At 37.6% G+C, this 14,051-nt stretch carries 13 protein-coding genes; all 13 read left to right on the top strand.

Annotated elements, in window-relative coordinates:
• Nucleotide 1 precedes the first annotated feature (1 nt).
• The 13 genes from yabG to spoVT all read left to right on the top strand — a co-directional run bounded on the left by yabG (nt 2) and on the right by spoVT (nt 13,927).
• On the top strand, nt 2-880 hold the full coding sequence (yabG, locus tag ACOI1D_RS11135; RefSeq protein ID WP_422501363.1) for a sporulation peptidase YabG: 879 nt from the start codon (nt 2-4) through the stop codon (nt 878-880).
• A gap of 283 nt (nt 881-1,163) precedes the next feature.
• On the top strand, nt 1,164-1,427 hold the full coding sequence (veg, locus tag ACOI1D_RS11130) for a biofilm formation stimulator Veg (RefSeq protein ID WP_422501362.1): 264 nt from the start codon (nt 1,164-1,166) through the stop codon (nt 1,425-1,427).
• Nucleotides 1,428-1,639: 212 nt separating this feature from the next.
• Nucleotides 1,640-1,822: a small, acid-soluble spore protein, alpha/beta type gene (locus ACOI1D_RS11125; RefSeq protein WP_422501361.1), complete on the top strand. Its 183-nt coding sequence runs from the start codon at nt 1,640-1,642 to the stop codon at nt 1,820-1,822.
• Nucleotides 1,823-2,188: 366 nt separating this feature from the next.
• Entirely contained in the window at nt 2,189-3,055 is an 867-nt protein-coding gene (gene ispE / locus ACOI1D_RS11120) for a 4-(cytidine 5'-diphospho)-2-C-methyl-D-erythritol kinase (protein ID WP_422501360.1), read from the top strand.
• A 56-nt stretch (nt 3,056-3,111) separates the two neighbouring features.
• Nucleotides 3,112-3,930 carry a pur operon repressor gene (gene purR / locus ACOI1D_RS11115; RefSeq protein WP_422501359.1) on the top strand — a complete coding sequence of 273 codons (819 nt, stop codon included), beginning with the start codon at nt 3,112-3,114 and terminating at the stop codon, nt 3,928-3,930.
• Between the two features lie 247 nt (nt 3,931-4,177).
• Nucleotides 4,178-4,468 (top strand): septation regulator SpoVG, encoded by a 291-nt coding sequence (gene spoVG / locus ACOI1D_RS11110; RefSeq protein ID WP_422501358.1) that lies wholly within the window; start codon nt 4,178-4,180, stop codon nt 4,466-4,468.
• 425 nt (nt 4,469-4,893) lie between these two features.
• Nucleotides 4,894-6,267, top strand: coding sequence for a bifunctional UDP-N-acetylglucosamine diphosphorylase/glucosamine-1-phosphate N-acetyltransferase GlmU (gene glmU / locus ACOI1D_RS11105; RefSeq protein ID WP_422501357.1), 1,374 nt, complete (start codon nt 4,894-4,896; stop codon nt 6,265-6,267).
• Nucleotides 6,268-6,300: 33 nt separating this feature from the next.
• Nucleotides 6,301-7,254: a ribose-phosphate diphosphokinase gene (locus ACOI1D_RS11100; protein ID WP_422501356.1), complete on the top strand. Its 954-nt coding sequence runs from the start codon at nt 6,301-6,303 to the stop codon at nt 7,252-7,254.
• Nucleotides 7,255-7,379: 125 nt separating this feature from the next.
• Nucleotides 7,380-8,012: a 50S ribosomal protein L25/general stress protein Ctc gene (locus ACOI1D_RS11095; RefSeq protein WP_422501355.1), complete on the top strand. Its 633-nt coding sequence runs from the start codon at nt 7,380-7,382 to the stop codon at nt 8,010-8,012.
• A gap of 147 nt (nt 8,013-8,159) precedes the next feature.
• Nucleotides 8,160-8,720, top strand: coding sequence for an aminoacyl-tRNA hydrolase (gene pth / locus ACOI1D_RS11090; RefSeq protein WP_422501354.1), 561 nt, complete (start codon nt 8,160-8,162; stop codon nt 8,718-8,720).
• A gap of 92 nt (nt 8,721-8,812) precedes the next feature.
• Entirely contained in the window at nt 8,813-9,043 is a 231-nt protein-coding gene (locus tag ACOI1D_RS11085; RefSeq protein WP_422501353.1) for an anti-sigma-F factor Fin, read from the top strand.
• A 691-nt stretch (nt 9,044-9,734) separates the two neighbouring features.
• A complete protein-coding gene (gene mfd, locus ACOI1D_RS11080) occupies nt 9,735-13,259 on the top strand; it encodes a transcription-repair coupling factor (protein WP_422501352.1) in 3,525 nt (1,174 codons plus the stop codon).
• Between the two features lie 131 nt (nt 13,260-13,390).
• Entirely contained in the window at nt 13,391-13,927 is a 537-nt protein-coding gene (gene spoVT, locus ACOI1D_RS11075; protein WP_422501351.1) for a stage V sporulation protein T, read from the top strand.
• The last annotated feature ends 124 nt before the right edge of the window (nt 13,928-14,051 follow it).

The raw sequence follows: 14,051 nt of genomic DNA, 5'->3' as shown, positions 1-14,051 counted from the left end.
AATGGACTTTATAATAGGTGACATCGTTTCTCGAATTTCATATAAACATGATTTGGTGTTTCGGATTTCTTCTGTATCAAAGAATTTAGCTACGTTACATGGAAAAGATCTTCGATTAGAAGTTGATGCGCCATTCAATGACTTAGTTCGTGTGGAAGAAAGAGATTTGATAAAAAAATATGAAAAAGAAAAGGAAAAAGAAGAATTTTCATATCGCTTGTTTCGTCAGGATTACCAGTTTATGAAAGAAAAACGAGATTATCAAGCAACAGATGGATTTCGGCATGAATCATCCTACTTTCATTTACCTGCTAAAATACTGCATATTGATGGAGATCGTAATTATTTAAAAAAGTGTATCGGATTATACCAGCGCGTAGGATTGCATGTTCATGGGGTGTATGTGAATGAAAAAGATATGCCACTTGAGGTTGGGCCGTTGATTGAGAAAATACAACCAGATGTTCTTGTCATAACAGGTCATGATTCATTTTCAAAAAACAAAGGCGCAAAAAGCGATTTACGTGCTTATCGACATTCTAAATATTTTGTGGAAACCGTAAGAGAAGCAAGGCAAATTATACCCCAACTAGATCAGCTAGTGATTTTTGCAGGTGCATGTCAATCTCATTTTGAGTCGCTGATTCGTGCAGGTGCAAATTACGCGAGTTCTCCTTCGCGCATCAATATTCATGCTCTAGATCCTGTCTATATTGCAGCAAAGATAGCTTACACACCCTTTATGGAAAAAGTAAGTGTTTGGGATGTGTTACGAAATACATTAACTGGAGAAAAAGGTATGGGTGGTCTGGAAACAAGAGGACTTTTACGTACTGGAATGCCTTATCTGGAAGAACAAGATCAACCTGATAATGAATAAAAAAGCCTTAAATAGCGTGAGCCTACTGGATACAGTTGGCCACCTTTTAAGGTAATCAAATTTACAATTAATGTTCAGTTAAAGCCCACTCTAAAAACTACACAGCTGGTAATTATTTAAGTTATTTCATTTTATATACATATTTATATACATTTTTGAAATAATAACAGCAATTAATGAAAAAAGTTGTTGACATTAAAAAAGGTATATTGTTATAATGTAAAGTTTTACTTGACTGTTAATACAAGCACGTGATATACTATATGGAGTGAGGTGGAGTGTATTGGCTAAAACATTAATAGAAATTAAGCAAGGTCTTGAATGTCACATTGGTAAACGATTAAAATTGAAAGCCAACGGTGGAAGAAGAAAAACGATTGAACGATGCGGAATATTGGCAGAAACTTACCCTTCCGTTTTCATTGTTGAGCTCGATCAAGACGAAAACGCATTCGAACGTGTTTCATACAGCTATGCAGACGTTTTAACAGAAACAGTTGAACTAAGCTTCCAAGACGATAGAATAACAGCAATGGTGATGAAGTAGTAAACATTCGTTTACTGCTTCTTTTTGTATATTAAATTTTTGATTATAACTATGTTTGGATTCGCATCTTTAGACCTAAAAATTCCTTTTCTTTGCTGTTCCTTTAAATATTTCCTTTTCTGTATACATATGACGGGTGTATGTTGAACAAAAGTACATATGCTATTAGTGTCGTAATAAGGATGCTCAATTTAGAAAGGGGTTGTTCTTTCATGGGAAGACGAAGAAGTATGATGTCTGATCAATTGAAAGAAGAAATTGCTAAAGAGTTAGGCTTTTACGACACCGTGCAGCAAGAAGGCTGGGGCGGAATTAAGGCAAGAGATGCAGGGAATATGGTGAAAAGAGCTATAGAAATGGCTGAGCAAGGCATGCAACAAAAAGGCAAATCCTAGCGGGTTTGTCTTTTTTTAGCAGTAAAGAAAGTATAAAAAATTTAAATTTGGCTTTGTTAAGCTTGCATACAGTAACAGCCACGCCCAGAGACTACCGAGACTTCCCTCGCCTTCGTACGATCAACATCAGCTTCCTTCCTCAGAGGAGGGCCGACTAAAGTGGACTTACCGTCCAACGTTGCAGGGGTATGTTTCCTTTATCTCCTACGGCTCAGTCCAGTCCGTACGTCTCTATCCAGGGCGCTTGCGCTTTTGTTCGTAGACGGAATGGTTAATAATTTAACTTTGGTAATCCTGATATGGAAGATAGTCGAACGTCTTTATAAAATATGATACAATTTGTTTAAATTTGTAGGGGGTGATGGTATGGTGTTTTTTGAAAGTGCGCCAGCAAAAATCACATTGTCGGTAGATGTGCTGGGTAAACGTGATGATGGTTATCACGATGTTGAAATGGTTATGACTACAGTTGATTTAGCTGATAGGGTTGCATTAAGCTCTTTAAATGGAGATCGCATTGATGTATCAGCTGATAATCAATACGTTCCCAATGATGAACGGAACCTAGCATTTAAAGCTGCGCTTGCTCTTAAAAATAAATACCATCTCACCCGTGGTGTACGTATTGATATCGAAAAGAATATTCCTGTATCAGCTGGATTAGGTGGAGGGAGCAGTGATGCGGCTGCTGTATTACGTGGATTGAATAAGCTATGGAAGTTGAATCTCTCGCTTGAGGAATTGGCCGAAATCGGAGCCGGTATTGGCTCTGACGTTCCTTTTTGTGTTTATGGTTCTACGGCTCTTGCAAAGGGTCGTGGAGAGATAATAGAGGAAATCCCGCCGCCTCCTGTTAAATGGGCAATACTGGCTAAGCCGAATATTGGTGTTTCTACGCGTGTAGTCTTTAATCAGTTGGAAATCGAAAATTTGCCTCACCCAAATACAACGAAAATATTAGATGCAATTGCTGAGCAGGACTTTTATAAACTTTGTAATCATGTAGGTAATGTATTAGAAACTGTAACTACTTCATTATTTCCAAACGTTCAGCGGATAAAAGAAAAAATGACTCAGGCGGGGGCAAATGGAGTTCTAATGAGTGGAAGTGGACCAACAATTGTAGGACTTGTTGAACACCAGTACAAAGCGATACGAATTTATAATGGCCTTCGAGGATTTTGCGATGAGGTTTACGTGGTACGTGTAATAGGACATTCTAACACTTGCTAAAACACGTATAAAAGTGATATATTTAATAATAAATATTCGGTTTTAGAGGTGTATACATGAAAAGAAGTGATCGGTTAGTTGCATTAACAAACTTTTTTATAGAAAATCCTAGGGAACACGTGTCATTACCACGTTTTTCTGAAATATACAATGCTGCAAAATCATCTATAAGTGAGGATTTGGATATTATTGATAGAGTATTTGCGGATGAAGGCATTGGACGATTAAGAACGGTTGCTGGTGCTGCCGGAGGTGTAAAATACATACCTGAGTTTTCTGTGAACAATGGTAAAAAATTTATTGATGTCTTATGCCAGACGCTGGAGGACCCTGAACGATTATTACCAGGTGGCTATCTTTATATGAGTGATCTATTAGGAGACCCGGCGGTAGTGAAACAAATTGGACGTATTTTTGCGTCACAGTTTACAGATTCCAACATTGAAGCTGTCGTGACAGTTGCAACAAAAGGGATTCCATTAGCTTATGCAGTAGCATCATTTCTTAATGTTCCGGTTGTAATTGTCAGGCGTGACCCAATGGTTACTGAGGGGTCATCGGTAAGTATCAATTATGTTTCTGGTTCATCCAGGAAAATCCAAACTATGGTTCTTCCTAAAAGGAGCCTGAAGGAAGGTTCCAATGTTTGTATCATTGATGATTTCATGAAAGCAGGCGGGACTATTAATGGTATGGTCAGCCTTCTTAGTGAATTTAATGCTAATGTTAAAGGTATTGGTGTCTTAGTAGAAGCTGATGATGAAGAAGACGACGAGCGAGTTGTTGAAAATTATTTATCCCTTATAAAGATTACACATGTAGATTTAAAACAAAAACAAATCAATATAAGTCCTGGTAATTTCCATACAAAATAGGCAGAAAGATAAAATCTTTGCTAAAAAGGTTTTATCTTTTTTTTTAGCAGGTAAGAAAGTATAAATCCTTTCTCACTGCATAAGTGCAACTAAGTGGCCATTAAGTCATGGCGATAATCCTGGTTTTCCAATACCTTTTTTACTTTTTAACTAAATTTTTAAATTTTTTTTAAAATTAAGCAGGAATTAACTTTGTTTTGTAGAATTATGGTATATAAGTTCAAAAGGGAAAAGGTGGTGAAACATCATGGAAATAACTGACGTAAGATTACGCCGCGTTAACACTGAGGGAAGAATGCGAGCAATTGCTTCCATTACGTTAGATCAGGAATTTGTAGTTCACGATATCCGTGTAATTGACGGAAATAATGGTTTGTTTGTTGCAATGCCATCTAAACGTACTCCTGATGGCGAGTTCAGAGATATCGCACACCCAATTAATTCTGGAACACGTGGAAAAATTCAGGATGCAGTCTTGGAAGAATATAAGCGTGTTGGTGAAGCTGAAGTGGAATTTGAAGAGGCGGGAGCTTCTTAAATAACAACATGGATAACCAAGGAGACTAATCCAGGGAGATTAGCCTTCTTTTTTTGTCGTTTAGGAAACTATAGATTTAGAAGGCTGTGGATAACTAAGGTACATAAACAGCCACGTCAAGCTCCAGCACCCCTTGCCTAGTGCCCTTCAGGCTCCTCCTTGCGATAAGTCAACATCGTCGCTGAAGCTCCGTGTTTCCTTTATCTCATACGAAGCCTCCAGGTCATACGGCAATAAACGGGCGCTTTTGTTCTTTGCAGATATAGATAAGTAAACTGATTTTTTGGTTTATTGTATTAAAACCGATTAAATTTTAACTAAAAGAAAAACCCCTCTCCTAAATCCCTTCTATCTGTCTGTATTTGTTGAAATCATATGCTTTTTGAGATATATTCATAATGGATAATCAGAATGGAGGTTACTTCATGAAAAAAAGGTATGCTGTGATCTTAGCAGCAGGTCAAGGCACTAGAATGAAGTCGAAACTGTATAAGGTACTTCATCCTGTAATGGGTCGCCCAATGGTACAACATGTAATGAATCAGATAAAAACTGCCAATTTAGATCAAATTGTAACTGTAGTTGGATTTGGTGCAGAGGCAGTTGAGGAAAAGATTGGAAATGGAAATGAAAGTAAATTTGTTATCCAAGAAGAACAACTTGGTACTGGACATGCAGTACAACAAGCGGAAGCTTTGTTAAAAGATAAAGAAGGAACGACTATTGTAGTATGTGGTGATACACCATTAATTACTGGTCAGACCTTTCAAGAACTTTTTGACCATCACGAACAGGAAAATGCAAGCGCAACAATCCTTTCGACAAAAGTAGATAATCCTACAGGATATGGTCGCGTCATCCGAAATAATACTGGTGAGGTAGAACGTATTGTAGAACAAAAAGATGCTAGTGAAAGTGAATTAAACGTAAAAGAAATTAATACAGGTACATATTGTTTTGATAATAAATCTCTTTTTCGTGCATTAAAAGAGGTATCCAATGAGAATGCTCAAGGAGAATATTACCTTCCAGATGTGATCGAAATACTTCGTGGTCATGATAAAAAGGTTTCAGCTTTTTCAACTCCAAATGAGGAAGAAACATTAGGAGTAAATGACCGTGTAGCACTAGCACAGGCGGAAAAGGTAATGAAAAATCGCGTAAATGAGAAGCATATGCGTAATGGGGTAACGATTATTGACCCTAATAACACTTATATTGGTCTAGATGTTATAATAGAACAAGATGTATTAATTCACCCTGGATCTATCATAAAGGGTAATTCAATCATTAAAACAAATGCAGAAATTGGTCCGCATTCAGAAATTGTGAATTGCACTGTTGGGGACGGAACAGTAATACACCAAAGTGTTGCAAGTGACAGCCAAATTGGATCGAATACAAAAATTGGACCATACGCCAATATTCGTCCTAGTGCTTCGATAGGTAATAAGGTGAAAATAGGTAATTTTGTTGAAGTTAAAAAATCCGTTATTGGGGACGAAAGCAAAGTTTCTCATCTAAGCTATATTGGGGACGCAGAAATTGGAACCAATGTAAATGTTGGGTGTGGGACAATCACAGTTAATTATGACGGTAAAAACAAACATTTAACAAAGATTGAAGATGATGCTTTTATTGGTTGTAATTCAAACTTAGTCGCACCGATAACTATTGGTAAGGGCTCATTTGTAGCAGCTGGTTCAACTATTACCAAGAATGTTCCTGAAGATTCTCTGTCTGTTGCACGTGCTCGACAAGAAAACAAAGAAGGCTATGCCAAAAGGTTAAAGAATTAAATTAAGAGATTTTATCTTATCGGAGGGTTTTTCATGACAGCTAGCTATAAAGATCCGTCTTTGAAAGTATTTACGCTGAATTCAAATCGTAAATTAGCAGAAGAAATTGCAACTCACATTGGTACAACCCTGGGAAAATGTACTGTCTCAGCATTTAGTGATGGCGAAATCCAGATTAATATTGAAGAGAGCATTCGTGGGTGTGATGTCTATGTCGTTCAGTCGACATCCTCACCAGTAAACCAGCACATTATGGAATTACTTATTATGATTGATGCTTTGAAGCGTGCTTCAGCAAGATCCATTAATATTGTTATGCCTTATTATGGATATGCCCGTCAGGATCGTAAAGCTCGTTCCAGAGAACCGATCACAGCGAAGTTAATTGCTAATTTACTTGAAACTGCTGGTGCAAACCGTGTTATAACACTTGACCTACATGCACCACAAATTCAAGGATTCTTTGACATTCCGATTGACCACTTGCAAGGTGTACCAATCCTATCTGAGTACTTCAAGAAGAAGAACCTTGACGATATCATAATTGTTTCACCAGATCATGGGGGAGTTACGCGTGCCAGGAAAATGGCCGATCGCTTAAAAGCGCCGATTGGGATTATCGACAAACGCAGACCACGACCTAATGTTGCTGAAGTTATGAACATTGTAGGAAATATAGAGGGAAAAACTGCAATTCTGATTGATGACATAATTGACACAGCTGGTACGATTACACTAGCAGCCAACGCATTGGTTGAAAATGGTGCAAAAGAAGTTTACGCTTGTTGTACACACCCAGTACTATCTGGACCAGCAATGGAACGTATCGAAAACTCAAAAATCAAAGAATTGGTTATAACAAATTCTATTCCGTTAGAAGCGGAGAAATATACTCAAAAGGTTAAGCAACTTTCTGTGGCACCTCTAATTGGTGAAGCTATTGTACGTGTTCATGAAATGCAATCGGTAAGCATACTATTTGACTAAGGTTTAATGATTTAACTATAAGGGTATAAATAATAAGTAGAAATTTTAATACTTTTTATATAGAACTTTAAAAGCTAGTTAACTTGGTTAACACCCAAGTTTCCAAATAATGGAGGGTAAAAAACATGACGGTAAAACTAAAAGCAGTTTCACGAGAAAATCAAGCGCATTCAGCACTAAAGGGAATTAGAGAAAGCGGATTGGTCCCTGGAGTTGTATACGGTAAAGCGAAAGAATCAAAATCAATCGCAGTTGACAGTATTGAACTAGTCAAGACTGTACGTGATGAAGGTAGAAATGCAATTATTTCATTGGATATTGAAAATGATTCATCTGTTGATGTAATGTTACATGATTATCAAATGAACCCAATTAAAGATGAATTAGTACATGTGGACTTTTATATTGTTAATATGTCCGAGGAAATGGACGTTGAAGTACCTCTTCATCTAGTAGGAGAAGCTCAAGGTTCAAAAGACGGAGGAGTTCTACAGCAACCTATGTACGAATTACAAGTACGCGCTAAACCAGGTGATATTCCAGAAGAAATTTCAATTGATGTATCTAAATTAGAAATTGGTGACAGTATCTCAATTGCTGATTTACCAACAGGAAAGAACTACGAGTTTCTTGATGATGCGGATACAACGGTTGTAACTGTTGTTCCACCAGATACAATTGAGGACATTGAAGAGGAAGAAACTGATGAAAATGCTGAACCAGAGTTAGTTGGGGCAGAATCTGAAGAAGAAAAGTAATAGACAGACATAACTTTATATACAACTTATAATTCAGCCCTCCTGTTAACCTGAATGAAAGACCGTTTCATTCTGGTAGGGGGGATTGTTGTATGTAGAGTAAAACGTCTGCATATTAGTCTATTTTTAAGACAAAGGAAGAAGCTCATGAAGTGTATAGTAGGACTTGGAAATCCAGGCAAGAAATATAGTGTAACCCGTCATAACATTGGTTTTATGGTGGTTGATGAGTTATTGCAACGCCATTCTTTTGACTTGAATAAAACAAAGTTTAATGGCAAATATGCACTGGAGCATATAGGTACTCAAAAGGTGTTATTTCTTCAACCACAGACATATATGAATTTGTCTGGTGAGTCAATAAGACCACTAATGGATTATTATGATGTAGCGACAGAAGATGTTGTTGTTGTATATGATGATCTTGATCTCCCGACTGGAAAGATTCGCTTACGCCAAAAAGGTGGCCCTGGAGGACATAACGGAATTAAATCAACCATAAGTCATTTAGGTACAAAAGAATTTAAACGGATCAGAATTGGTGTTGGACGGCCTGACACACCACAGCCGGTAATTGATTACGTGCTAGGCTCTTTCCCTAAAGAAGAAGCTGGTGATGTACAAAATAGTATTGAAAAAGCAGCGGATGCCTTTGAGGCTTGGCTTGAAAAACCATTTTTAGAAGTTATGAATGAATTTAACCAATAAAAAAATTATGTCTGCCACGTAATAAATGGTATAAAAAGATGCGTTTCGGATAAACTTTAGGATACCCCATGTTTATTCGAGGAGGTATTTTTATGTCTATTATATATACGTGTAGACACTGCGGACATGCAGTTGGGAAAATTGAGCAGCCAATTGTAGATTCATCAACATTGGGTCTTGATAAACTATCAGCTGAGGATCAAAAGGAAATGGTCCACTTTAATCAAAATGGAGATGTCCATATCAAAACGATTTGTGAGAATTGCGAAGCTGCATTAGGACAAAATCCACAGTATCATGAACTTGATTTCTTTATACAATAAATTATACAAGCAAAGCTTTGGTTTCTAAACCAAAGCATTTTTGCGCTTAGCAAGTGAGACTCTGTTGACTATATGACAGTTGATAGAAGGGCCAGTGAAATTTGTATGTTTGTATGATTATATTGACCCTTATTGATAAATATCAACCGTTACGGTCGGATATCTACCCTTGTCTTCGACAATATCAACCGTTACGGAAAACTATAAACTGTTATACAAAAATATTAATCGTTGTGGGATTTGGTCACTTCTTTCTTTTCTCAGAGGCTATCTGTCTCTACCAAGCCCGCTCCGCTTTTATTATCCAGCTGCGGCTCCTTGGGGTTCGCGACATAAGCAATGAACACTTCGAGTGCAAAGACCATGCACTCTACGGTTCCATTACTTATGCGTGTCACCCCAGACCAGTCGCCTACGCTTTTATTATCTAGCTGCGCGGGCTAGAGACTCGAGACATAGTCAATAGACACTCCGAGCACAAAGAACGTTGCTCTACGGTCTCTTGACTATGCTTGTCGTCTCTACCAAGCCCGCTCCGCTTTTAAGCTTTATCTAGCTGCGGCTCCTTGGGGTTCGCGACATAAGCAATGAACACTCCGAGTGCAAAGAACACGCACTCTACGGTTCCTTGCTTATGCGTGTCACCCCAGACCAGTCGCCTACGCTTTTATATATACTTGGGGGTTTTATTTTGAAGGGTATTGATACTTTTTTACAGTCTAAAGATGACATACAATCTATTATTAATGGGATTGATTCTGGGATTCAGGAGCAGCTTGTAGCAGGGTTATCGGGCTCGGCAAGGAGCTTACTTGTTTCGGTTATTGAGGAATCCATGAACAAACCTGTATTGCTAGTTACACATCAGCTCGTTCAAGCTCAGCAGTTGTATGATGATTTATCAGAGTTTATGGGTGATCAAAATGTACATTTGTACCCAGTGAATGAATTAATTGCATCTGAAATTGCAATTGCAAGTCCTGAACTGAGAAGTCAGCGAATTGAGGCACTGACAGAATGGTCTAAAAAAACTTCAGGAATTTTAATTGCTCCGGTAGCAGCATTAAAACGAATTTTGCCACCCAAAAGTTATTGGGAGAAATACCAGCTCTTCTTTAAGCTTGGTGAAGACATTGAGATAGATACATATTTAAACTCACTGGTTGATATGGGTTATGAACGCCAAACAATGGTAACAACCCCTGGTGAGTTTAGTCGGCGTGGTGGAATTATAGATATATATCCTATCACCGAGGCCCATCCCATTAGAATTGAATTATTTGATGAGGAAGTAGACTCAATTCGTTATTTTGATGCAGAGACACAGCGTTCTCTTGATAAAAAAAGTGAGGTTGTTATTGGCCCTGCGACTGAACTGCTTTTGACCGAAGAAGATTTACTTTCTGGAACAAATAGAATTGAAATTGCCTTGGCTGATACATTAAAAAAATTGAAAACAGATGATGCCAAAGAGACTTTGACCGATTCATTAAACCATGATCTTGAGCGGTTAAAAAATCTTGAACATTTTCAGGAGATGTATAAGTATATAGGGTTTCTTTACGATGAACCTGCTAGTTTATTAGATTACTTACCAAAAGATGGTTTAATCATCCTTGATGAAATGAGCAGAATTCAGGAGACAGCAACAAATATTGATGCCGAGGAAGGTGAATGGTACAGTAATTTGCTTGAAACAAATAAAATGGTTCAAAAAAGCAAATTCTCTTTCGACTGGCATGATGTTTGGCAAAATATGAAACAGCCGCGTCTATACATGTCTGTTTTTATGCGACATATACCAAACACACAACCACAAAATATCATTAACCTATCATCACGATCCATGCAAGAATTTCATGGGCAAATGCATTTATTTAAAAATGAATTAAAACGATGGGCAAAAAGTGAAGCTTCTGTTGTCATACTTGTACCCAATAAACAGCGAATGGAAAAGGTACAATCTATCTTTGCTGATTATGACATTAATGTAGGGAGTACGATGGACTTAACTTTGCCAGTAAAAGAACCTACTATCGCTATTGGAAATATAAGTAGCGGTGTCGAACTACCAATGCATAAATTGGTATTGATCACAGAAAATGAGTTATTCAAGAAGAAGACAAAGCGGGTTAGAAAAAGACAAAAGATATCGAATGCTGAACGAATTAAAAGTTATCAAGAATTAAAAATTGGTGACTATGTTGTCCACGCAAACCATGGTATAGGTAAATACATTGGGATTGAAACGCTTGAAGTGAGTGATATGCATAAAGATTATATGTTGATTCGCTATGCTAGTGACGACAAACTTTTTGTGCCTATCGATCAAATAGATTTAGTACAAAAGTTTGTTGGGTCAGAAGGCAAAGAACCAAAGCTTTATAAATTAGGTGGTAGCGAGTGGGCAAAGGTAAAGAGCAAGGTCCAATCTTCTGTTGAAGACATTGCAGACGATCTAATTAAACTTTATGCAGAACGTGAAGCTAAAAAAGGCTTTGCATTTTCTGAAGAAACAGAAATGCAGAGGGAATTTGAATCGGCATTTCCTTACCAGGAAACAGATGATCAAATTAGATGTATTGTAGAAATAAAAGAGGATATGGAAAAAGAACGGCCGATGGATCGCTTACTATGTGGTGACGTTGGTTATGGCAAAACGGAAGTTGCCATTCGTGCTGCATTTAAGGCAGTTGCAGATGGAAAGCAGGTTGCAATTCTAGTTCCAACAACAATTCTTGCACAACAGCATTATGAAACGATTCGAGAGCGATTCCAGGATCAAGCTGTAACTATTGGCTTGTTAAGTAGGTTTCGTACCAAGAAACAGTTAAAAGATACTACTACAGGACTAAAGAGTGGAATAGTAGATATTGTTATTGGAACGCATCGGATATTATCAAAAGATGTTACATATCGTGATTTGGGGCTGTTGATTGTAGATGAGGAACAACGTTTTGGTGTAAAGCACAAAGAAAAGATCAAACAGATGAAGACAAATGTTGATGTATTAACGTTAACTGCAACACCAATTCCAAGGACGCTGCATATGTCTATGCTGGGTGTTAGAGATTTATCTGTCATTGAAACTCCACCAGAAAATCGTTTCCCAATCCAAACGTATGTACTTGAATATAACCCAATTATGATTAGAGAAGCGATAGAACGAGAAATGTCACGCGGAGGACAAGTATTTTTCTTATATAATCGAGTAGAAAACATAGATTCAATTGCACGGGAAATTGGTGCACTGGTTGACGATGCCAGAATTGCTATTGCACATGGACGCATGAACGAAACAGAGCTCGAAAACGTAATGTTTGGATTTTTAGCAGGTGAATACGATGTTCTGGTAAGTACTACGATTATTGAAACGGGTGTGGACATACCAAATGTAAATACGTTAATTGTATATGATGCAGATAGAATGGGATTAAGTCAGCTCTACCAACTAAGAGGAAGAGTTGGACGTTCAAACCGTGTGGCTTACGCATACTTTACCTATAAGAAAGATAAGGTACTAACGGAAATTGCGGAAAAGCGATTACAGGCAATTAAAGAATTTACTGAACTGGGATCCGGCTTTAAGATTGCAATGCGTGATCTATCTATTCGAGGTGCAGGTAACTTATTAGGTTCTCAGCAGCATGGATTCATTGATTCTGTTGGTTTTGATATGTACTCACAAATGCTAAAAGATGCAATAGATGCCCGCAAGTTTGGTAAAGATGTTATAGATATGAAGCCATTCGAACCTGAACTTACGCTTAAAATTGACGCATATATCCCTGATACTTATATAAAAGATGAGAAGCAAAAAATAGACATGTATAAACGTTTTCAAACGTTAACATCCAATGATGAATTTGAAGATTTACAGGAAGAATTAATGGACCGTTTTGGTGATTATCCTGAGGAAGTAGAGAATTTATTTGAGGTATCATCACTAAAAATGTATGCAAAAACAGAGAGAGTTGAATCGATAACAGAGAAAAGTGGGAAAATAGTGCTCCTTGTTGATGAGAATCGCAGTCAACAAATTGATGGATCTAAGCTATTTACTGTAGCTAATGAATTTGGACGCGGTGTTCAACTGGGAACAGACAACAAAAAATTAAAGGTTACAATTCAGTGGTCAAAGGATAAACAACATGAACGATATGAAATGGCCAAGAAGTTTATTAAGAGGTTAAGTGACGTTAATAGAAATGAGTAAAATTGTATTTCGATGTATAGTTTTATCTGGGTGCATCATACTAACTTTACAACTGGTGTTATCTTCAAATTTATTTAATAAGTGGAAGTCGACCCAGAAACAATCATCGTTAGAAAGTGAGGCAACATGAGATGAAGGCAACTGGAATTGTGCGTCGAATTGATGATTTAGGCAGAGTTGTAATACCAAAAGAAATTAGAAGAACATTACGTATCCGAGAAGGTGACCCATTAGAGATTTTTGTGGATCGAGAAGGAGAAGTAATTTTAAAAAAGTATTCACCTATAAACGAACTAGGAAATTTCGCAAAAGAATACGCGGAAGCGTTATTTGACTCTCTGCACCAACCGGTATTAATTTCGGATCGAGATGAAATTATTGCGGTGGCAGGAGAATCAAAGAAAGATTACTTAAACAAAAATGTAGGCGAACAGGTAGAAAAGGTAATCGAAAATCGCTCACAGCTGTTTGTAACGGAACCAAATAAGGTGGAAATTCTGCAAGGAAAAGAAGAAGAACTTTCTTCCTATTGCATAAATCCAATTATTGCGAATGGTGATCCGATAGGCTGCGTAATAATATTTGCAAGAGATGGGAAACAACTCAGTGAAGTCGAGCAAAAAGGTGTTGAGACTGCGGCAAGCTTCTTGGCAAAACAAATGGAATAATTTACTTAGATGTAAAAGGGTCAGCAAAAGTGGTGCTGGCCTTTTTCGGTTTACACTCTAAGCACTAAGGGGCCTATGCTCCAAGGTCTCTTAACTAAGCGTGTCACCCCAAACCAGTCGCCTC

It is taken from the genome of Virgibacillus sp. DJP39, from assembly GCF_049310925.1.
Classification (GTDB): domain Bacteria; phylum Bacillota; class Bacilli; order Bacillales; family Amphibacillaceae; genus Virgibacillus_F.
This window is presented reverse-complemented; position numbering and strand designations above follow the sequence as displayed.